This window comes from Gottfriedia sp. OAE603 (genome assembly GCF_040543965.1).
In the GTDB taxonomy this organism is placed as follows: Bacteria; Bacillota; Bacilli; order Bacillales; family Bacillaceae_G; genus Gottfriedia; species Gottfriedia solisilvae.
This window is the reverse complement of record NZ_JBEUNN010000001.1, coordinates 2065559-2087860: the sequence shown is the minus strand read 5'-3', so window position 1 is coordinate 2087860 and position 22302 is coordinate 2065559. Positions and strand designations below refer to the sequence as shown.

Genomic DNA, 22302 nt, shown 5'->3' with positions numbered 1-22302 from the left:
TTATTCACCCCAATTATCACACCATTATCAGTAAACCAAATCATAGAATTAAGTATCCTCGTTCCTTGTCTAGGACTGTTGATGATTAAAACTGCATCCGGGTGATTATGATCTACATTTGGGCTAGTAATATGATCTGATCCCTAAAAGATTCCTTCGATATAATCAACTGCATTTTGATCTTTGACATCTGTAATAATCTTTTTGAACTCAATCTGATCCATATTGTTCGATATCATATACCCTATTTGAATTTGCCTTGATGGAGTTGATTTTTGGATTTTTTTATAAATAAATATTGTCGTGAAGCTGGTGAACAGTATAATTACTAGGATATAAAGAATAATAGCTTTTTTCATATTCTCCCCCAATTTTTTCATAAAATGAATGTTCATTTTACCCTCTCAATCTATTAAAAATAGCCTCTGCTTTCCTCTTTTTTGAATATATATGTTATTTCATTAGTTCGAATTTGTCATACTTGCCAGTAATATAAATATAACTTTAGAAGGTAGGTAAGAATCTAAAATAATCAGAGTTCAAGTAAAATGTGCCTAGTTTTGTTTTCATCATTAAAACGATAGCTACTTGATTCATTATTTAGTCTTTTGCCAGTATGATTTCAATTTACTGAAATGAGGAGGAATAAATTTGAAGGCTATTGTTTGTAAGAAATATGGTTCACCTGACGTACTTGAACTTTCAGAAGTAGAAAAACCAATTCCAAAATCCAATCAAGTACTTGTAAAAATAAAAGCAACCTCCATAAATTATGGTAATCTTGTACTTTTAAAAGGTGAACCTTTTTTAGCTCGAATTGCTTTTGGTATTCTCAAACCAAAATACGCTATACCTGGTGGAGATATAGCAGGTTTAGTTGAAGCTGTCGGCAAAGATGTTAAGCACTTCCAACCAGGAGATGAAGTGTTTGGAGACTTATCAACTTGTGGTTGGGGAGGTTTTGCCGAATACGTAACTGTACCCGAAAATGTTTTGGCATTCAAACCAGTAAATTTGTCTTTTGAGGAAGCAGCAGCTGTTCCTATGGCAGGAGTTACAGCATTACAGGCTATTAAAAATAAAGGTAAGATTCAGTCGGGACAGAAGGTATTAATAAATGGTGCTTCTGGTGGTGTAGGTACTTTTGCAGTACAGATTGCGAAAGCATTTGGAGCTGAAGTAACTGGTGTGTGTAGTACAAGAAATATAGATATTTTACAATCAATCGGTGCAGACTTTACAATTGACTATAAAATGAAAGATTTTAAAGAATTAAAAGAGCGTTATGATTTAATCATTGCTGTTAACGGCTACCAATCAATATCAACTTATAAGCGAGCACTTAATCCCAATGGCAATTATGTAATGGTAGGAGGTTCTGGAGCTCAATTAACCGAAGCGATGGTGTTCGGTCCTTTGATTTCACTAACTGGGAATAAGAAAATGAGTAGCATGTTACAAAGGGCAAATCAAAAAGATTTAATTTTTTTGAAAGAACTTATTGAAGATGACAAAATAAAACCCATTATTGATCGCTGTTATAAATTAAGTGAAGTACCTGAGGCTTTCAAGTATTTTGAACAAGGCCACGCTCAAGGTAAAGTTATCATTACTGTATAAATATCTCTCTTATATTAGAGTTACATAAAAAAAGGCTGAGGTTCAGCCTTTTAAATTTTTTGTTTTGTTGTATTAGCAAATGCTTGTTGAAGGTCGTCCACAATATCCTCCCATGCTTCTAAACCGACTGACATACGAATCATATTATCTGTAATCCCCATTTTTTGCTGTAATTTTTTTGGCACAACAGAATGTGTCATTGTAGCTGGATGTTGAATTAAAGTCTCTGTATCACCAAGACTTACTGCAATTTTAATCATCTTTAGGTGATTGAGGATTTCTTGTGTTTCATCCTTCGAACCATGCACCGTAAAAGCGATGACGCCTCCACCTTTTCTCATTTGCTTTTTAGAAATGTAGTAGTCTGGATGATTTGAATCCCCCGGATAGTATACTTCTTTCACAATTGGATGCGATTGTAAAAATGCAAAAACTTTTTCTGCATTATCACAATGGCGTTCCATTCGAACTGCTAAAGTTTTTAATCCACGAAGTAATAACCATGCATCAAACGGAGACATTATGCCACCTGTGTCCTTCCTAACAGGTAACATCGCATCAGCCAGTTCTTTTGTTTTACACACAACGATTCCTGCTATGACATCACCATGTCCGCCAATATATTTCGTTGCACTATGCAACACAATATCACAGCCAAGACTTAATGGATTTTGTAAATATGGTGAACAAAATGTATTATCAACGACTACTTTAATGTTCTTTTTCTTGGCTACTGCTACAACCTTCTCAATATCAATGAGTTTCATAGTAGGATTAATTGGGGTCTCAATAAATATAACCTTTGTATTTTCTTGGATTACTTCAATTAGGTCTTCTTCAGTCGACATATTGCAAAAATCATGTTGCACACCAAACCTATTTTCCAACATTTCTAATAATCCAAATGTACATCCGTATATACCTTTTGAACAAACAATATGATCTCCAGCTCTGATTAATGAAAACAAAGTAGTCGAAACTGCGGCCATACCAGACCCAAAAGCAAGCGCAGCTTCACCTTCTTCCAAAGTAGCCATTCGTTCCTCTAAAATATGCACAGTTGGATTCCCTAGCCTTGAATAAATATAACCATTACTCTCTCCACTAAAACTTTGTTCCCCATGATGTGCAGTAGGAAAAGTAAAAGTGGATGTCTGAAATAACGGTGGTGTTAAACTACCTTGGTACTCACTTGATTCATAGCCTTCATGAATTAACATCGTCTCAATCTGTTTTTTCTTCATATAAATTAGCCCCTCTCCATTTGCGTTCTTTTTTTCATAAATGAGCATTCATGCTTTGGATGTTATTGAATTTGATGAGGTTCTAGCAGATTTTTAGTAATATCTATTCAAAAAAATATATTGATTTGAGAAATAGATAATGCTAAACCTTACTCAAAGATTGTAAATGCAATTAAGAAAATTATGTAAGCGCTTTACTATTTATATTTTATTAGCTTATTTTGATGGAAATACATATTTTCAATAATAAAATGAGTAGCTATTATAGAAATCCATCTTTTTTTTCGAGATGGTAGTTTGAATAACAAAAAAAGAACTACCGTAGTAGTCCTTTATTTTTATCATATGTATGTGTTTTTGTATCTTTGTATTTCATTCTTTATTTGATATAGGTGAATCTTTTTTTCTCAATTTAATATTAAAAAAGTCTATGATGATAGAAGCACCAATGATGAGTGAATTACTTTTCATATTTAAAACATTCCATTTTACAAAATTTAACGATTTTTATGTATGTGGACTCAGTAAAATAGTTGATTTTTTTGTTTCTAGTATCAATTAAATGTAGAAGTTTACAAAATGATTTCTTTCGTAGACTAGAAAAGTTGTAGCTCTAGCTACAGCACTACTATTATAAACTGTATTCTTCAGTTGGTATTTTGCCCGTAAGTATATCATACTCAGCTTTCATTTCACCGAATTTTTGAGGATTTCCTTCATTTAGGGCATAATCTGGATGCCACAGTTTTGTATATTGTCTCATATGCTTCTTCCAAACTTCTGCACCATCTTTTGGATTGAAGTATTTATATTGATATGTATGATTTTCTTTTATAGAAAATGAATAGTCTCTAAAATAACGTTCCCATTCTTTTGCCCAATCATCTAGTTTTTTCTTAAATTTTTCGGCTTGCATACTGTTTTTCATCTTCTCTTCGTTCTTCCAATATTCCATTCTTTGATTGAATTCATCTAACCCAGTATTTGCGTTCTTCCAACGCTTTTCATCATCTTTTAGTTCCTGGTCAAATTCTTCATCTAAAGAGGTTTCATTTACCTTATCATCACTAAAAATCTGTTTTACACCTGTATTACTTAAATGATTGGCGTATTTTTCATTGATCATTTGTTCCAACAGTTCTGCCATAGTTGTACCAGTTAGTTGGGAAAGCTGATCTAACTTATTCATACTTTCTTGATGCAGTTTATGTGTAACATACACTTTTTTAGGTTTCTTTTTCAACCAACTCAACTCCTTAACTAAATGTTACTATACAAGAATGTAGCAAACCATTAAAATATGGAGTCAATCTTGTTACAAAATATCATCAAATCACTAAAAAAATTTGCAAATGAATCAATTGGAGTTTTGTTTTTAAAATCATTAATTCCTGAGTGGTCAATTTATCTTTATACAAAAAACACTTTAACTAATTGTTAAAGTGTTAAAATTATCTGATCCGTTTATGCATTGTTTTCAAAAGGAACGCTGTAATCTGCTTTTTGTCTATATACAACTTTGCCTACTTGGGTTTTCCCTTTTACATCGGCGGTTGCTTTTACACCTACTAGTTTTACATGTTTCGTTAAATCCTTTTTAGAAACCATTTTTTTCACGTCTTTGAAATCAATATATCTTGTCATTTAGAACCACCTCCAAATAGATAATCGATTGTACTCATTAGTCTTGAATTCGCTACTATTAAAAGATCCAGTTCCTCATCTTTTAATTCTGCTTCATCATCAGTAGCGGTGATTGTAACCGTTAATACGCCCTCTGTACCCATAGGATAACATATTAAATAACTTTTATACAAGTTATCTCTTGTTAACAAGAACAGTATATTGCTCTTCAAATAACTATCTACTACTAGAATTCGCTCACCAGAATCTTCCTCGATACCATCATTCACATTAAACTCATGAAATTGTTCACTTGGTATTTCTCCAACAATATGTCTTAATCCTTCTGAACCTTCCCTTTTCCAAAAACCTATATCGGTTAGTTCGAAGCCTCTTGGAACACCATACTTTGGCTTTAGCGTTTCAACTATGTATTCATGAATATGTTCAGGACTTGTTTTCATCAGTTTTATTGCAATATCTGCAGAAAATTTTGAAGCAACGTTTAATGCACTGATTCTAAGAGTTGCTTGTTCATAAAGTTCTTTATAGTCAACAAATGGACCGCTTTGTTGAATAATTTCAGCAATTTCACCGCAGGCTACTCTTACTGCAGCTTTATGGTTTACTATATCTCTTATTTCATAAGTAAGATGATTTATGCCAACTAAATCAGAAAGAAAATGAAAATCTAACAGTTTCAGTTCTTCTTCGACCTGAATTTTCTTTGTTTTATTAGGGATTAAAAAAAATACTCGACCTCTGCGTAGTTTCCCCCAAAACAAGCCCATTTCAAACAAAGTATTATCTCGAGTAATTAGACATTTATTGCCTCTAATAGTAATGACATCATCCGGAGAACATATAAAGACTCCATAATCATTTTGATCTAGCTGTTTTTCTAAGTCTTCCATCGTATATTTATTAGTCGTAAAGGCAGAATTCCAAGGTGTTACCTCTGCAAAATAACTTAGATGATATTGTACTGCGTCAACATATGGCATGGCTTCCCTAGATGAACCAATAAAAACTCTAGATCTTCTCTCTTCCATAAAACCTCCAACTAATTAGTAAATATTACCACAGATTATATCATAAAATTCTCATAATTTAATTGCGATCATTCAATATAAACGAAAATGGTTCAATGTTCCTTGGACAAGTTTAAAAAATGATATCATAGGCTCTTTTATTTAGGATATTTCGTATTATTTTGCTGCGAATTAAGTATGAGTTTTTTTATTTATAGCTGGATATTGCTCCTATTCTTTAGGTAATCATAAAAAAGCCAACAAAATGTTAGCTTTTTTATGTAGATTTAAGCTGAAAATGCAGATTTTAATGCTTCAAGTCCATCTTTGTAAATCCCATAAAATAATGATGTAACCTCTTCCTCATTCACCCCAATAGGAGTGAAGCTACCAGACCACTCAACTAAGGTTTCTTTACTACCATTATGTTCACGAACACGTAATGTTGATTGATAGTTAGTTACTGGAAATGGTGCTTCCAAAATTGAGTATGTGTAGAATTGATCTTTGTCATTGAACACTTCAAGACGTTCCACTATTACATCTCCATTAGGATTTGCAAGATGTCTTACGCGTCCACCTTCACTTAATTCACTGTTAGGGATATATGGTAGCCAATCTGGAAGTGAATTAAAGCCACCGATTAATTTCCATACATTTTCGGGTGATGCGGAAATGATGATTGTTAATGTTGTGTTTGCCATTTTCATATCTCCCTTATAGCGTCTGTTGGAAGTGGTGCGTTTTCAGCAACTAGTTTTTGATCGCGCATTTCCATCCAAAACTCAGCAGGAATTACTTCATTTAATGCAGCTTGATCCTCGATAATTCGCTCCGGACGACTTGCTCCTGGAATGACAGCAGCCACCGCTGGATTGGCTAACGAAAATTGTAGCGCAGCTGCCTTTACGCTGATATTGTGGCGGGTTGCAATACCCTTAATTTTTTCAACTTTTGAAATAATGTCAGGTGATGCTTTCTGATACTCGAAATGAGTACCACCAGCTAGGATGCCTGAACTGTATGGACCACCGATAACAATATCAACATTTTCCTTTGCTGCAGTTGGCATTAATCGTTGAAGAGAACGATCATGATCTAATAAAGTGTAACGGCCAGCTAATAAGCTAATGTCTGGCTTTGTTTCGTCAAGTTCTAAAGCAAGTTCAATTGGCTCTACTTTATTCACGCCAAGACCCCAAGCTTTAATCACGCCTTCTTCACGTAATTGTGTCAAAACGCGAAATGCTCCAGTTCGAGCTATTTCAAATTGTGATAGCCATTCGTCTCCATAGAAGTCCTGTGCAATATCATGAACATAGACAATGTCTAATCGATCAGTTTTTAATCGGTTCAAACTTTGCTCGATTGAACGTAACGTCGCGTCGGCACTGTAGTCATTTATCATCTTATTTTTACGTCCAAATTCGAATAATCCACCTTTTTCACCTAAATCACGTGTTGATGGATCCTCTAGTTCGTCTAAAATTAAGCGACCCACTTTCGTGCTTAATACGAATTCATCTCGACTATATTTTGACAATGCTTCACCTAGTCTAATCTCAGCTAGTCCTGCTCCATAAAACGGAGCGGTATCAAAATAACGTATTCCATTGTTCCATGCTGCATCTACAGTCGCAAGTGCTTCTTCTTCTGGAATATTTCGGAACATATTACCAAGTGGTGCAGTACCAAAACCTAATTTTCCTTCAAATATATGTTTCATCATAATCCTCCTATAAAATATATTACAAGTCTTTATAGACTTAATAAGCTATTTCATTAATGTTTATATTGAGATCTCACTTGTCGACTATTACGTATTTCTTAAAAGTGATGACTCTCTATATTGGTATTATGAAATAATGTGAAAAAGAAAAGAAGAACGTACTTTCAAGTGCGGTAGTAACCCATCTGTTCTTAAGGCACATTTTAGTTACTTAAGAACTAAATAGGTATAAATGATAATATCGATTAATTATTAATATTTTTAGAATCAATTGAATGATAAAATTAAGCGTATAAAAGAAAAAACCTTTTAAAAAATTTTTGAATTATTTTTAGGAACCTTAACCGAATAAAAGAAAAAAGGTAGGGAATCCCTACCATCTTTACTATTCATTAAGAATACTTACTTCTAATACATCATCTTTATTTCCGTATTTTTTTATGATATGACTTTCTCCCCATACACATAATGAATGTAAGATTTCATTCAAGCTGACTCCATAGTCTGATAAAGAATATTCAACTTTAGGCGGTATTTGATTATATACAGTACGATTTATGATTCCGTCTTCTTCAAGTTCTCTAAGTTGTTGTGTGAGCATTTTTTGAGTTATACCTGGCATTGCTCGTTTTAATTCACTTGTTCTCCGTGTTCCTAGCTTTAGATGGCACAATATCACGACTTTCCATTTCCCGCCAATTACCTCTAATGCTGCTTCAACCGGTATGTTATATTTCTTCATTAACAGATCTCCTTAAATACAATATAGAAGTTCTAATAAATAATCCTCACTAAATAGCGAGGATTATCATACTTCTATTTTTATATATGTATCCAAGTTTATTATTTTCCTTTCATGAATTAATCATTCGTAGGAAAATAGCCTAATTTGTCTTATAACTTGGATTACTAATTATTTTAAAATCCAGTAGTGTATTGTCTTGGAATAATTGTCTCCTTATTTAACTTAGAAGCAGCTTCTAATGTCCAATAAGGATTTCTCAACATCCCTCTACCTACTGCAACAAGGTCAGCGTCATCATTGCCAACTACAGCATTTGCAAGGCTTGGCTCGTCTAATCTTCCAACTGCAATGACAGGCACATTTAGAGCTTGTTTAATTTCTCTTGCAAGTGGTACTTGATATGCTACATGTGTGCCAGGTCTGCCGTGAGCAGCAATTTGCCCTTCACCACCAGAACTTACATGAAAAATATCTACTCCTGCATTTTGATATTCTTTAGAAAAATCAATACTATGATCAATTCCATATCCACCTTCTACATATTCAATGGCAGAAATACGCATAATTAAAGGCATTTCTTCTGGCATCACACTTTTTGCAGCCTCAATGACTTCTTTACCGAAAAGAGTTAAATCCTTTCCGTACTCATCTGATCTACGATTTGTTAATGGAGACTGAAATTGATGGATTAAGTAACCATGTGCACCATGTAATTCAATCGTGTCTACACCGATTTTGACTGCGCGTTCTACAGCTAAACGGAACTTTTCAACCATATCCTTTACTTCTTGTGTTGTCAGTTCTTTTGGTGTTTTTGATTTTTCATCGAAAGGAATTGCAGATGAAGAAACAGGAACTTGTGCATCTACAGCTTTACGTCCTGCATGAGCAATTTGAATACCGACTTTTGCTCCGTGTTGTTGACATGCTTCAACGATTCGTTTTAAAGCAGGAATTTGATCATCTGACCATAATCCTAAATCAAAATCAGAAATTCGACCATCTGGTTCTACATCTGTCATTTCAATAATAATTAACCCAGCTCCGCCTATTGCTCTACTCACATAATGAGTGTAATGCCAATCAGTTGCAATTCCATCTTTGTTTGTAACTGAATATTGACACATTGGAGGCATAACTACTCTATTTTTTAATTGTAACCCTTTTATTTTAAATGGTGTAAATAAATGATTCATTCTCATTACCTGCCTTTTGGTTTCCCATTATTTTAATGTAAATTTACTTCATTCCTAAAGTGAATGAAAGTTTTATGCTTATAAAGAAAATTTACGACTAGAAAATAATCTCATTTCTTCGTATCATAACAATGAAAAAAAGCTGTTAAATCAACAAATAAAAGTATTTCCTAAAACTTCAAAAAAAAAATACAGTAAATTAATTTACCGTACGGATTTAGAATATGTTGGACAAAAACGTAGTTATTAGAATGTTAACTAAGACAAAGTACTAAAAGACAATTCAGTTAGCCGGAATTTCTAAAAAAAATCATCATAAAAAGCCTTGTATTTTATACAAGACTTCACTTAATTAACTGTATCCATATTACTATTGACTTAATTATTAATGTGCATCCTCATCACTAGTAAACGTATTTTTAATAAATTCTAAAATCTTTTGTTCGTATTCTTTTGGTTCTTCTTGATATGAAGTTATATGTCCATAGTCTGTCAACCAAATTGTTTTTTCGCTTTCTTTTGGAATTTGCGCTAAAATTAATTGGCTACTAGTAAATGGTACGCGTTCGTCATTTTTACCGTGAATAAGCAAGTAGCTTGTGTTGTGACCTTTTTGGACTTCTAAAATCGGAGAAACTGTTTTCGGGTCTATACGTAATAAGTGTTTCATCGATTGTATAATAATTGGTGTAAATGGCTTTTTCGGAAGTTTTGACCAAACATTTAAATTTTCTTCCAAATAGGTTTGTAAGTCATGGAACGGACTGTCAGCTATAACACCTTTCACAAAAGGATGTCGACTTCCAACGAGTAAACTTGTAGCAGCCCCCATACTCCATCCTAACAAAATAACTGATGATTGCCCTTTTGATTTTAGTACAAAATCAACTGCAGCTGATAAGTCATGTTGCTCGTAATAACCTATTCCTGTACTACGACCACCTGATTTTCCACTATTTCGAAAATCAAACATAAGTACATTAACGTTAGTGTCATGTAGTTTTTGAATAAGACGTAACGATTGAATCGTTTTTTGACTACGCTCATCAGTATAACCATGTGCAGTAATGACCGTATTAGTAGTAGGTATTTTAGAAGGAATCCACCATCCTCTTATTGTAACGGCTTGAAAATCACTTTTAAATTCAACCTCATCATAGGCTAATCCATAATCAGCAGGTGTTTCCTCAGTTTTCCTTCTTTTAGGATGTGTTAAGATCAAGCCAACTAATATTGGTAAGATGAAGATGACAAAAGGTGTAAAAATTAATGCCCAGATTGCAGTTTTTTTGATAGTATGTCTTTTCATCTGGTACACACTCCTTTCAATCCAAATCAACATGATCTATTTTTAAAAACTTATTTCAGATGATTCAAGATTATTTTCTCTGTTCATATTCTATTTATGAAGGATTTGTGACTTATGTTCAAGTGAATTTTTATAAAAGCCCAATATTTTTATATAAAATACATTTTAAATTTTTTCATTAATTTTTTATTTAATACAAATATAAAAACCCAACTACCTTAGTAATTGGGTTTTTATAAATATATCTATTATGATGCTTTAGCAATTTCCTTAATATGTTTAAGATTGATTTCTTGAGGGCCTTGTTTAAATGTCACTACTAAAAGTGTAATAATTGCAATTAAATATAACAAAAGCATTGTGCAGAATCCAATAATTAAGAACATATCATTACCACCTTTTATTTTGATGTGCTTCGTTCTTACAAGTAAAATGTAACATATTAAATTCATAAAACAATTTCTACTTCGTGAACATTTTGTGAAGTTTTTCACATATGTTTTTGAAAAATAAAAAGTAAGCAAAAAAACTGCTCACTTTTTGGTTATATCTTGTTTTTGGGAATTTATTTTAAGATTCCACTTGTTTATCATTATATAAATTGCTAACATCTTTTTCTTCCTTTCCATAACGAGACCAAATGACAACAGGAATTAATAAAAGTGATAGCGTACCACCAGCTAAGGCAAGTGTTGCATAACTTGAATTTGCGACAACCATGCCTGACATTGCCCCTCCCGTAGCTCCTGCTAATGCAATAAAAACATCAATCAATCCTTGCGTTTTTGCACGAGTTGAAGAGTTTGTTGAATCAATGATCTGTGCAGTACCGCTAATTAATCCAAAGTTCCATCCTAAACCTAATAAAGATAGTGCAATAATTAAGAATACCATAGAATCACTTGGTGCCATTGCTGCTAATAAACCTGCAAATAGTAAGGTAATTCCAGCGGCGATTGACATGGCAATTCTTCCAATCTTATCTACAAGAATTCCAGTTACAAGTGATGGAAGATACATTGAACCAATATGGAAACCAATGACTACACCAACATCACTTAAACTATGTCCATGATGCTTCATATGTACTGGGGTCATAGTCATGATAGCAACCATCACAATCTGAGTTAATACCATAATAGAAGCACCAACAAATATTCCTCGTTTATTATTTGATTCTAATGCGTGCGACTTGTTGTCTTCTATCACTTCATTTTCCTGCTTATTAGATTCTATGAATCTTGCAAAAATGAGCGGATCAGGACGGAGCATGATGTAAACAACTAAACCAGCTAATATAAATGCTATTGAGGAGAGAATGAAAGGTCCTGCAAGTGCAGGCACTCCTATTGAATTTGCAAAATTGCCCATAACACCAACTAAACTTGGTCCTGCTACCGCACCAAATGTTGTTGAAACCATTGCAATACTGATTGCAGTAGCTCTCTGGTTCTTATTAGCTAAGTCAGTACCAGCATATCGAGCTTGCAAGTTGGTTGCAGTTCCTGCTCCGTAAACTAGTAATGAAGGTAATAATATAAAAATATTATTTGTAATGGCTGCGATCACAACTCCGATTGCCCCAAAACCACCAGTGATAAAACCTGCTGTAAGACCTATACGACGACCAAAACGCTGGGAAAGTCTGCCTACTAATAATGCTGCGATTGCAGAACCTAAAGTAAATAATGCAGCTGGTAATCCTGTAACTGAATCCGATTCAAGCATTTGCTGTGCAAGAAGTGCACCAACTGTAACACCAGCAGCAAGACCAGCACCTCCAAAAATTTGTGAGATACATACGATGATTAGTGTTCTTTTATAGATTTTTTTTTGATTTTCTGCTAAATCTACTTCTTCGTTCATTGCATCAATTGCTTTATTTGCCATTAATTCACCTTCTTCAAGAATTGGTTACTCGAAATTACTATTATCATATTGATTTGTAACATATTTTAAGAATTAATGAAAGTCGGTCGAAAGTTTTGGAATGAAAAAAAAGCTTTTTTTAAATCAAACTTTAATAGAATTTCTGCATTGATTAATGGCTATTATCGTTCCTACTATCCTCCATTTTTTCTTTATAATAGATTTTTCTTTTGAAAAAAGTAATTGAAATTTTCAGCATATTATAATAAGATAGTTTGATATCAAAGAAAGAATGTTTCTATCAGTAAAAAATGTTTATTTTTTGAAAGAAATTATTTTTCGGTGATACTTTTAAAACTTCATAGAAAAACGGAGGTATATCATGGACATTCAAGTAATTATATCGATCTCTATTTATTTTATTTTTATGCTAGCAATTGGAGTTTACGCTTACAAAAAGTCCACTGATAGTTTATCAGAGTACATGCTAGGTGACCGCGGACTTGGACCAGCTGTAACTGCACTCTCAGCAGGTGCAGCAGATATGAGCGGTTGGATGTTAATGGGTTTACCAGGAGCGATGTATGCAACTGGGATTTCTTCTGCTTGGATCGCGATTGGTCTTACAATCGGAGCTTATTTAAACTATTTACTGTTAGCACCTCGTTTAAGAGTTTTTACTGAGGTAGCGGATAACTCAATCACGATTCCAAATTATTTTGAAAAAAGATTCCAAGATACTAGTAGAATCTTAAGAATTGTTTCAGCAATTGTTATTATCATTTTCTTTACATTGTATTGCTCAGCAGGTTTTGTATCTGGTGGAACATTATTCGAATCTGCTTTTGGAATTGATTATAAAGTTGGACTATTTGTTACTGCTGGTGTTGTTATTGCTTATACACTATTTGGTGGGTTTTTAGCAGTAAGTTTAACGGACTTTGTTCAAGGTCTGATTATGTTTATTGCGCTTATATTAGTACCATTAGTTGCCTTTATGGATGTTGGTGGTGTTAAGCCTGTATTCGATGAAATTAAAAGTATCGACCCGAAACTATTAAATATTTTTACTGGTACTTCATTTATTGGAATCGTTTCATTGCTTGCATGGGGCTTAGGTTATTTTGGACAACCTCATATTATTGTACGATTTATGGCAATTTCGACTGTAAAAGAATTAAAACCTGCTCGTCGAATTGGAATGAGTTGGATGATTTTTACGATCGTTGGCGCAATTTTTACAGGATTAATAGGAATTGCTTATATTTCAGTTAATAATTTAACTTTAGAAGATCCTGAAACAATTTTTATTTATTTCTCTGAAGTGTTATTCCATCCATTAATTACAGGATTCTTGTTATCTGCAATTCTTGCTGCGATTATGAGTACGATTTCTTCACAGCTTTTAGTAACAGCAAGTGCATTAACTGAAGATCTATATCGTATTTTTGGTAAAAAGAATGCGAGTGATAAAGACCTTGTTCGTATTGGTAGATTAGCTGTATTAATCGTTGCAATCGTATCACTTCTATTATCATTAACTCCAAATGACACAATTCTAAATCTTGTTGGAAATGCATGGGCAGGCTTTGGAGCAGCATTTGGACCTGCGATTCTATTAAGCTTATTCTGGAAACGAATGACTCGTTGGGGCGCACTTGCAGGTATGGTTGTTGGTGCTTTAACAGTTATGATTTGGATTAGTGTAGATGCGATTAAAGAAGCAATCAATTTATACGAAATGGTACCTGGCTTCTTCTTTAGCTTAATTGCTGTTATGATCGTTAGTCTCCTTACTTCAAACCATAGTAGAAAAATTGAAGAACAGTTTGATGAAATGGAAAAACGTCTTGCGTAAAAATAAATAAAAAACGGAGTGTGAGGTTGTCACACTCCGTTTTTTTTATATTAGTATTAAGAAAGTATGGCTCTTGCCTCTTCAAGAATTTCTTCTATTATTTCCTCAGCACCCTGTCCACTAGTAAGCATTCTTAATCCTTGTCCTGCCCATAAAGACATATAATCTGTATTATTTTGCAAAGCAGCTGCATTTCTTATATCTCTTGTCATTGTATTTTGGATCGGAAACGGTTGTGGTTTGATATTTATATTTTCCCAGTGCGCTATAAATTCATTTTTAATTCCCCTAGCTGCACGACCTGAAAATGAATTTGTGATAACAGTACTTTCTTCCGTACTTTGTAAAAGTTTTTCTTGATAGGAACTATGCGCACCAGATTCGATTGAGGTTAAAAAACGAGTGCCCATTTGAACACCTTGTGCCCCAAGAACAAGTGCAGCAACTAAACCACGCCCATCCATAATGCCACCTGAAGCAATTACAGGAATGTTTACTTGGTCAACGATTTGCGGAACTAATGAAATTGTACCGATATTGTTTCCCATTGGTTTGTCATTAACGTTAAAGGTTCCTCTATGTCCGCCTGCCTCTGTCCCCTGCGCCACAATTGCATCGCAACCTGCTTGTTCTGCAAGCAGTGCTTCTTGAACAGATGTTACCATTGACACTATTTGAATCCCTAATGATTTTGCTTGTTCGATCATGTTTTTTGAAAGTAATCCAAAAGCAGTACTAATAACAGGTACTTTTTCATCTACTAATATGGCAAACTGCTCATCAAAATGAGAAGTTGATGTTATACTCTCCTCTTTTGCTAATGGAATGCCCAGTACTTTTCTAAATTTATTTAGTTCACTTTGTACTATATTTATTTCAGTAGCAGGATCAGAATTACTGGTGGTAAATAAATTCACAGCAAAAGGATGCTTTGTTAATTTGCGGATTTCATGAATTGCAGCTCTTATATCATTCGGTTCCATATAAGCAGCTCCAATAGTTCCAAGACCACCTGCATTAGAAACTGCTGCAGCTAATTTTACAGTGCCAGGTCCACCTGCCATTCCCGCTAAGAAAATAGGATAACGAATGTTGAATAACTGACAAAGTTTCGTATTAAGATGGATATTCAAAGTGAAGCCTCCTATTAGTATGTACTTAGTGATTCATATACATATTCTAAAGGAATCTAAATCCAAACTTCTACTAAAGAGACCTTGGTCATTACAGACATGTGATTCATCATTTATTTAATAGTAATTGAATGTCTTCTGGTAAATCAGTAAATTTCCCATTGCTACTTACTGGGAATTCAACAACTTTAATGACAGCATCCAAGTTTAATGGTCCATAGATATGAGGATATAGCTTACCAGATTGAATTAAATCTTCATAAACGTATTTCGATTCTAACTTAGCTGGGTCGATACAAAGTATAAGTAAATTTTTAAATCCCTCAAAGAAAAGATTAGCGACTTCAATTGATTGTTCAATTGTAGAACAGTGAATAAATCCCTCAACTTTTAAACTCGGAGGCATATAAATCCCTAATTCTTTAGCTTTGAACCATTCTTCATTTTCAATAATATGTAAAATCATTCAGTAGTCTCCTATCAATATGTTAATGATATCTATAAACAGTAACATGAATTACATTATTTTGAAATCAAAAAACCAACATTCATTAGTTGGTCTTTAGTGAAAATATATGAAATTATAATTTCATTGTCATAAATACACTGTTTGGATCCTCGATATAATCAGAAAATGGCCCACAATATTTAAATCCGAAGTTTAAGTACAGTTTTCTTGCAGGTGCAAATGCGTCCATAGAACCGGTTTCTAAACTAACACGCTTATACCCTCTGTTCTTTGCTTCGTTAATAATGAATTGAAGTACAGTCTTTGCAACACCTTTTCGTAAGTGTAATGATGATGTACGCATAGATTTGATTTCTCCATGGAATTGATCAAGTTCTTTCAGTGCTCCACACCCTAGTAATTGCCCTTTTTCCCATGCACTCCAAAAAGTAATTTCAGGTTTTTTTAATCCCTCAATGTTTAATGCATGAATACTTTCAGGTGGTGAATTTTGGGCCATTCCTTGAAGATGTTCACCAATTAATTGAATCACTTCTTTACCAGTTAAGTCATCTCTCTTGATTTGCATTATATTTTCACCTCGCAATACTTTCATGATATAAGAATTATTATACTTAATTTCAAATTTTTTGAAAGTTAATAAAAAAGCGATTTTCAATTTAATATTGAAAAATCGCTTGTAAGCATGATTAAGACGATGAATATGATCGTCGAGAATATGAATGTGAATGTGAGTGTCTATGATGATGGCGATGATGATGGTTTGAAGACGATGAATGATGACGATGACGTCGATGTTTGCGATGATGACGATCTGAACTGCTTCCAAATAATTTTCGGAAGATACCAAATTGAAGCGTAGTCGTTTCAGTACCAAATCTTCCTACATCCACGATCCGAATTTCGCCATTGCTCGTTAACATGATATTGTGATTATGTAAATCGAATGCATCAAGTCCAACCAGATGCGCATCAAGCATTGCTTCTTGTATTTCATTTTCATATCGAATTCGTAGCTCATCATCATGTCCTACCAGATGATAAAAAGTATCACCGTAAATTCGTTCACTTACCATAAAGTCATTTGTATATGCTTCAACTTGTGGATAATAAATACTGTTTTCGAGGCGATGTAGCTTCATTCCATCATCACGACTTTTGCCATCTTCCTTAAACACTTTGATCACAAGGTCGTCACGAGTATAAACATTACCATCTTTACCACTTGCTAAATATTCAAAATGATCTGCATGCTCCCCCCATAATGAAAACTCATGTATTTCTTGCAATAAAGATTCTTTCAATCAATTCATCTCCTCTCATCTTACCTGTATTTTACAATATATATGTTACATTTTAAAATTTGAGCCAAGATCGTTTAATAAATTGTAATAAAAAAAGATTGAGTAGTAACGACTCAATCTTTTTAAATTAATACTAAATAGCTTAATAAGCAGTCCAACCCGCATCTGCAGTAATAACTGTTCCATTTACAAAACTTGATTGATCAGAAGCAAGGAAAATGCAACATTTGCTATTTCCTCTGATTTACCCATTCTTGTATTTACTGCCAGACAAGCTTGTGTGCGCCCTATTCCAAAATGATTTATATTGGTCATAGTAATTAAAAAAGAACCATTTAATGGAATACACCTCCAATTGTTAGTTGTTTCTAACAGTTGGAGTGAAGTCCAAACAGTCCTTTTGTTGAATTTAACTGTCTGAAAGAGATCTGATTTTTCTAAGTGAAGGAAATAAATACATCCAAAGTCCGGCTACGATTACGGTACCGATGCCCCCTATTAAAGCAGCTGGTACTGCCCCCATTAACCCTGCTAAAGTTCCTGATTCAAATTCGCCAAGTTGATTGGAAGTTCCAATAAAGAGAGAATTCACCGCGTTTACTCTTCCCCTCATTTCATCCGGAGTTTGCAGTTGAACAAGTGAAGATCGGATGACGACACTGACTACGTCCGATGCCCCAATCACTAATAGTGCAAATAATGATAAATAAAGATTTGTTGATAGTGCAAATAACATGGTAGCCAATCCAAAGACACCTAAAGCGGCAAAAAGCTTTAGTCCAATTGCTTTTTTTAATGGGAAATTAGCTAATACAATCGACATAAGTAATGCTCCAACTGCAGGTGCTGTTCTCATTAGTCCTAATCCGAAAGGCCCAGTTTTAAGGATATCTTGTGCAAAAATTGGTAAAAGTGCAGTTGCTCCACCAAGAAGTACTGCGAATAAATCAAGCGAAATTGTACCTAATATGATTGGATGTCGGCGTACAAAAACCAGACCTAAAAAAATAGAACTTAATGTTACAGGTTCAGAAGTTCTCTCAATTTTCTTAGACTGAATTGTCCAAGTAAGTATAGTGGCAACAAGTAAAGAAGCTGTTGCAGTACTGTAAACGTAAGTAGGACCTAATGCATATAGTAATCCACCAATTGATGGACCTAATATTTGAGCTGTTTGACCAGCTGATGTACTAAGTGCAATTGCTTTTTGCAAAATAGATTTTGGTACTAATTGTGGTAAAAGTGCAGCAGACGATGGACCTTCAAATGCACGGCATGCACCTAGGACCATTGCAGCTAGCAAAATTTGTTCACGGCCAAGCCAACCAAAAAGATTACCATAAAGGAGAAGTCCTGCAACACAGGCTTCTATGATTTGACATAAATAAACGATTCTTCTCCGATCAAAGCGGTCTGCAACTTGACCGACAACTAAAGTTAGTAATACCATCGGAACGAATTGTGCCAGTCCAACTAAGCCAAGACTAAATGCATCATGAGTTAAAGAATACATTTGCCATCCAATTGCAACAGATAACATTTGAAAAGATGATGAAGACAGCATTCGTGATCCCCAAAACTTCACGAACGATGGCTGTCTTAGTAATGCTCTCCTTGAATCTCCCAAAACAAACCTCACGCCCTTTTTTCTACAAACAAATTTTATGTAAACATTAAAATATACTGCTGATTTATTATTCGGGAATTTCACCAAATTTGTTGAAAATTTGTACTAAAAAGTATATTATACTGTATCGTAGTATAATTTTATTTTGAAAATCTACTTATTAATGACGGAAACAATATAAAAATTTTATATTTCAATTTTACGTCAAACAACTATTGAATGGGAGAAGAAATATAAAATGAAATGGTTAATCGTATTTGGTCCTCTATTAGAATTAGCGTTTACTGCTGGAATTGCGAAATTCTGGGCAGATGATTTTAAAGAAATTGCGCCCATTATAATCCTTCAATTTTTACTTTACACATTTTTAATTACACCAATACTTTTATGGGGCTTTTTCTTCAGATAGAAAATAATGTTAAATTGAGAGTTAATTTAGGGATATATTACTATATTACAAAAAAAAAGATGACACCATAAAGTCATCTTTTTTTAGTACATTAAATTGGATTTCTTTACTATTTATTTTTAAAATATGTATTTATGATTCTGGAAAGATCTCCTTTAATGAACTCTTCATATCAGGTTTAAATTTAATTGATGGACGAATTGAGCGAACCATTTCTTCCGCTTCTTCAATTGTTTTCGCTTGACCTAAAGCAAGTAATGTACCGATTGCAACAGTTCCTGCACGCGTATTTCCCCCACCACAATGAAAATATACTTTTTTATTGTTTTCATATGCATCTTTCACTTGTTGTAAAGCATTCTTTAAAGACTCAGCTTGGTGTTCTTGTTCATCTACTATTGGCGTATGTACACGATTAATATTTGAGTCTACGTCATATTCTTTTACTCGTAAATCAAACACTACATCTGCCTTTTCATTTTCCATCATTTCAGATACATCATTTGCACCGCCGAAATAGATACGGTTTTTAATTAATTCTTGGTAAACTTTCTCCAAACTAACTTCCTCCTTTTTTTGTCACTTAATTCTACTATATTTTTACTACTTTTATTAATTAACAGACGTTCATTTCTTGAAAACAGTTAAAAAAGCTCCTTCATTTAGAAGAAGCCTTATGTTGGTTGACAATGTACAAAGACTATGTGAATCTGACAGTTAATGATTCATTGTACGCTTTAATGCGCCTGGCTTATTGTACACTCCTATTGAATCAATAATTGACTTACTTGATCCATTTAATCCAATTATTTTTGTATTAATTCCGTTTTCATGAAGCTTTAATATAATTTTATCTATAGCAGAAACTCCAGATTCATCCCAAACATGAGCATGAGATAAATCAATTTCAACAGTTTCTACATTATCTTTATAATCAATTGCACTCACAAAATCTGTTACAGATGCAAAAAATAGTTGACCTTCCACAGAATAAATACGTGTATTACTTGAATTTATCTTCTTTGATGTCACTTTTACTTTTGAAATTTTTGCTGCAAAGAAAATCGTACTTAATACAATACCAACAATTACACCAATCGCTAAATTATGAGTTGAGACCACAACTCCTACTGTAATGACCATAACAGCAGCATCTGTTTTAGGTAATTTTAATAGATTTTTTAATGAAGCCCAATCAAACGTACTAATTGAAACAAATACCATAACTGATACAAGTGCCGCTAAAGGAATTTGAACGACTAACTTATTTAATACGATAATCAAAAACATCAAAAAACTTCCCGCAATAAAGGTTGATAATCGACCACGGCCTCCTGATTTGACATTAATGACAGATTGTCCGATCATTGCACATCCAGCCATCCCACCAAATAATCCATTTACAATATTTGCAATACCTTGACCTTTGCTCTCTTGATTTTTATTACTCGAAGTATCTGTCAGTTCATCAAGAATTTGTGCAGTAAGCAATGATTCAATTAAACCAACTAAAGCAAGTGATATTGCGTATGGTAAGATGATTGAAAATGTTTCAAATGAGATTGGTACATTAGGTAAAATAAAACTTGGTAAAGCACCTTTTATATTTCCCATATCTCCTACTGTTCGTACGTCGCTTCCAGTAGTGATTGCAATGACACTTATAATGATAATTACTACTAATGAAGACGGTATGGCCTTAGTTATTTTTGGAAATATATAGATTATAACTAATCCTCCTACTACCATTGCGTACATCTGCCAAGATTCACCAACGAAATATGGTAATTGTGCAGTGAATACTAAGATTGAAAGAGAATTTACAAATCCAGTCATTACTGAACGTGGTATAAATTTTACTAATTTTCCAATTCCTAAAAATCCTAATAATATTTGGATTACTCCAGTTAAGATCGTAGCTGCAAGCATATATTCTATGCCATGTTTTCTTACTAGCCCAACTAAAACTAATGCCATCGCCCCAGTGGCAGCTGAAATCATTGCTGGTCGACCACCAACAAATGAAATGACGACGGCAATACAAACCGATGCATATAAACCAACCATTGGATTAACTCCAGCAATAATTGAAAACCCAATAGACTCTGGAATTAATGCTAATGCAATAACAATTCCTGAAAGAACATCCCCTCGTACGTTCGATAACCACTGTTGCTTAAAATAAGCTACCATATTTAAACCTCACTTACATTTTGTTTTCAAAGTTCATTAATATCTCGCAAAATGGATATCGTCCCGACTTCATAAAAACCATTATATCTGCCTAACTCTATGTTAATCAATGAATTTATTATCTATTTCAATTTCACGTGAATATAAAATAACCGCTCAGTAACAAATCGAGCGGTTGTAACTATTATAAATTGAATTTTCTGAATGGGTAAAATATTAAGAGCTAAAACTTAAACATAAATTCAGTATAAAATACCTAACAAATACGGATCCAATTGTTTTGAACAGCTTTAATGACTGCATTTAAACGATCTTGAACTTGCAATTTATGAATGATGTTTGAAACGTGGTTTTTCACTGTTTTATTTGAAATAAATAGTTCACTACCAATTTGTATATTAGAATAACCTTTTCCTAACAGTTTTAGAATTTCAATTTCTCTTTTTGTTAATATCTTTTTCAGAGAAGTTTCATCTAATGGTACACCTTGATTCGATTTTTCAACTAAACGGATGTTTTCTTGAATGACATCATGAGTCAGGCGATGATCTAAAAAGAAATGTCCATTACGTACTTGAGTGACTACTTGAATCAAATAATGTTCATCTATGTCAGTTAAACAAATACCATTTACACCAATGTGTAATAATCGCACAATTTCTTTATATTCTAAATTATTTTTGATAATAATAATATTTGTAGCATTGTCTCTAAGCTTAATATTTTGAGCTTTTTTTTCCATTTCTTCATTTTTAACATGACAAATAGAAATTGTATCATTTTGATCAAGTAAATATAGATGGTCTAACTCTTCCTTTTTAACGATCATTTGGTGATGTTCTAAAATAGTGCATATACCGGAAACAAAAAGTGAATTTTCTACAAAAATAATTGTTTTATTCTTTTGATTACTATTTACTTTATTTGCTAACAATTTTTTCAT

Annotated in this window: 23 protein-coding genes and 1 pseudogene; 3 read left to right on the top strand and 21 right to left on the bottom strand. The window is 33.4% G+C overall.

Translation table 11 applies throughout. The annotated features are described in order from the left end of the window. Positions 1 to 143: 143 nt before the first annotated feature. Complete coding sequence (locus ABID96_RS10435) at positions 144 to 359, bottom strand: hypothetical protein (protein ID WP_192601959.1); 216 nt, start codon at positions 357 to 359, stop codon at positions 144 to 146. A gap of 292 nt (positions 360 to 651) precedes the next feature. On the opposite strand from ABID96_RS10435, the gene ABID96_RS10430 reads away from it, so the two are divergent. Further along, positions 652 to 1620, top strand: coding sequence for an NAD(P)-dependent alcohol dehydrogenase (locus ABID96_RS10430; RefSeq protein ID WP_192601958.1), 969 nt, complete (start codon positions 652 to 654; stop codon positions 1618 to 1620). 50 nt (positions 1621 to 1670) lie between these two features. Here the strand turns inward: ABID96_RS10430 and megL are convergent, their stop codons facing one another. The 11 genes from megL to ABID96_RS10375 all read right to left on the bottom strand — a co-directional run bounded on the left by megL (position 1671) and on the right by ABID96_RS10375 (position 12387). Continuing rightward, positions 1671 to 2864, bottom strand: coding sequence for a methionine gamma-lyase (megL, locus tag ABID96_RS10425; RefSeq protein ID WP_192601957.1), 1194 nt, complete (start codon positions 2862 to 2864; stop codon positions 1671 to 1673). A gap of 631 nt (positions 2865 to 3495) precedes the next feature. Beyond that, entirely contained in the window at positions 3496 to 4107 is a 612-nt protein-coding gene (locus tag ABID96_RS10420) for a hypothetical protein (RefSeq protein ID WP_192601956.1), read from the bottom strand. Positions 4108 to 4328: 221 nt separating this feature from the next. After that, entirely contained in the window at positions 4329 to 4508 is a 180-nt protein-coding gene (locus ABID96_RS10415; RefSeq protein WP_087997820.1) for a hypothetical protein, read from the bottom strand. Further along, positions 4505 to 5539: a TIR domain-containing protein gene (locus tag ABID96_RS10410; RefSeq protein WP_192601955.1), complete on the bottom strand. Its 1035-nt coding sequence runs from the start codon at positions 5537 to 5539 to the stop codon at positions 4505 to 4507. Before ABID96_RS10410 ends, ABID96_RS10415 begins: the two co-directional genes overlap by 4 nt. Before the next feature lie 266 nt (positions 5540 to 5805). Beyond that, the gene (locus tag ABID96_RS10405; protein WP_192601954.1) at positions 5806 to 6228 is read right to left on the bottom strand and encodes an SRPBCC family protein; all 423 of its coding nucleotides are present in this window, start codon (positions 6226 to 6228) and stop codon (positions 5806 to 5808) included. Next, complete coding sequence (locus ABID96_RS10400; RefSeq protein ID WP_192601953.1) at positions 6225 to 7244, bottom strand: aldo/keto reductase; 1020 nt, start codon at positions 7242 to 7244, stop codon at positions 6225 to 6227. Before ABID96_RS10400 ends, ABID96_RS10405 begins: the two co-directional genes overlap by 4 nt. A 388-nt stretch (positions 7245 to 7632) precedes the next feature. Then, positions 7633 to 7995 (bottom strand): winged helix-turn-helix transcriptional regulator, encoded by a 363-nt coding sequence (locus ABID96_RS10395; RefSeq protein WP_087997825.1) that lies wholly within the window; start codon positions 7993 to 7995, stop codon positions 7633 to 7635. Positions 7996 to 8165: 170 nt separating this feature from the next. Beyond that, the gene (locus ABID96_RS10390) at positions 8166 to 9188 is read right to left on the bottom strand and encodes an NADH:flavin oxidoreductase/NADH oxidase (RefSeq protein WP_192601952.1); all 1023 of its coding nucleotides are present in this window, start codon (positions 9186 to 9188) and stop codon (positions 8166 to 8168) included. A 385-nt stretch (positions 9189 to 9573) separates the two neighbouring features. Then, positions 9574 to 10497, bottom strand: a complete 924-nt coding sequence (locus ABID96_RS10385; protein WP_192601951.1) for an alpha/beta hydrolase — start codon at positions 10495 to 10497, stop codon at positions 9574 to 9576. Positions 10498 to 10745: 248 nt separating this feature from the next. Further along, positions 10746 to 10883, bottom strand: coding sequence for a hypothetical protein (locus ABID96_RS10380; protein ID WP_192601950.1), 138 nt, complete (start codon positions 10881 to 10883; stop codon positions 10746 to 10748). Between the two features lie 184 nt (positions 10884 to 11067). Continuing rightward, positions 11068 to 12387, bottom strand: a complete 1320-nt coding sequence (locus tag ABID96_RS10375) for an MFS transporter (protein ID WP_192601949.1) — start codon at positions 12385 to 12387, stop codon at positions 11068 to 11070. A 361-nt stretch (positions 12388 to 12748) separates the two neighbouring features. Here ABID96_RS10375 and putP point away from each other — a divergent pair, with 361 nt between their 5' ends. After that, the gene (gene putP / locus ABID96_RS10370; protein ID WP_192601948.1) at positions 12749 to 14224 is read left to right on the top strand and encodes a sodium/proline symporter PutP; all 1476 of its coding nucleotides are present in this window, start codon (positions 12749 to 12751) and stop codon (positions 14222 to 14224) included. A gap of 56 nt (positions 14225 to 14280) precedes the next feature. Here putP and ABID96_RS10365 read toward each other — a convergent pair whose 3' ends face one another. From ABID96_RS10365 to ABID96_RS10340, 6 genes and pseudogenes are all read right to left on the bottom strand, one after another. Beyond that, positions 14281 to 15357, bottom strand: coding sequence for an NAD(P)H-dependent flavin oxidoreductase (locus tag ABID96_RS10365; RefSeq protein ID WP_192601947.1), 1077 nt, complete (start codon positions 15355 to 15357; stop codon positions 14281 to 14283). Between the two features lie 109 nt (positions 15358 to 15466). Beyond that, positions 15467 to 15823: a DUF952 domain-containing protein gene (locus ABID96_RS10360; RefSeq protein ID WP_192601946.1), complete on the bottom strand. Its 357-nt coding sequence runs from the start codon at positions 15821 to 15823 to the stop codon at positions 15467 to 15469. A gap of 115 nt (positions 15824 to 15938) precedes the next feature. Beyond that, positions 15939 to 16394 (bottom strand): GNAT family N-acetyltransferase, encoded by a 456-nt coding sequence (locus tag ABID96_RS10355; RefSeq protein ID WP_192601945.1) that lies wholly within the window; start codon positions 16392 to 16394, stop codon positions 15939 to 15941. A gap of 121 nt (positions 16395 to 16515) precedes the next feature. Next, the gene (locus ABID96_RS10350) at positions 16516 to 17130 is read right to left on the bottom strand and encodes a serine/threonine-protein kinase (RefSeq protein WP_192601944.1); all 615 of its coding nucleotides are present in this window, start codon (positions 17128 to 17130) and stop codon (positions 16516 to 16518) included. A 142-nt stretch (positions 17131 to 17272) separates the two neighbouring features. Continuing rightward, a pseudogene (locus ABID96_RS10345) lies at positions 17273 to 17433 on the bottom strand (SDR family oxidoreductase); the annotation flags it as partial. 106 nt (positions 17434 to 17539) lie between these two features. After that, entirely contained in the window at positions 17540 to 18769 is a 1230-nt protein-coding gene (locus ABID96_RS10340) for an MFS transporter (RefSeq protein WP_377896842.1), read from the bottom strand. A gap of 226 nt (positions 18770 to 18995) precedes the next feature. Here ABID96_RS10340 and ABID96_RS10335 point away from each other — a divergent pair, with 226 nt between their 5' ends. Then, on the top strand, positions 18996 to 19166 hold the full coding sequence (locus ABID96_RS10335; RefSeq protein WP_192601942.1) for a hypothetical protein: 171 nt from the start codon (positions 18996 to 18998) through the stop codon (positions 19164 to 19166). Between the two features lie 132 nt (positions 19167 to 19298). Here ABID96_RS10335 and ABID96_RS10330 read toward each other — a convergent pair whose 3' ends face one another. The 3 genes from ABID96_RS10330 to ABID96_RS10320 form a co-directional block, all read right to left on the bottom strand. Next, complete coding sequence (locus tag ABID96_RS10330) at positions 19299 to 19724, bottom strand: protein-tyrosine phosphatase family protein (RefSeq protein WP_192601941.1); 426 nt, start codon at positions 19722 to 19724, stop codon at positions 19299 to 19301. Positions 19725 to 19883: 159 nt separating this feature from the next. Continuing rightward, on the bottom strand, positions 19884 to 21359 hold the full coding sequence (locus ABID96_RS10325) for a SulP family inorganic anion transporter (protein WP_192601940.1): 1476 nt from the start codon (positions 21357 to 21359) through the stop codon (positions 19884 to 19886). Between the two features lie 256 nt (positions 21360 to 21615). After that, entirely contained in the window at positions 21616 to 22302 is a 687-nt protein-coding gene (locus tag ABID96_RS10320; RefSeq protein ID WP_192601939.1) for a response regulator transcription factor, read from the bottom strand.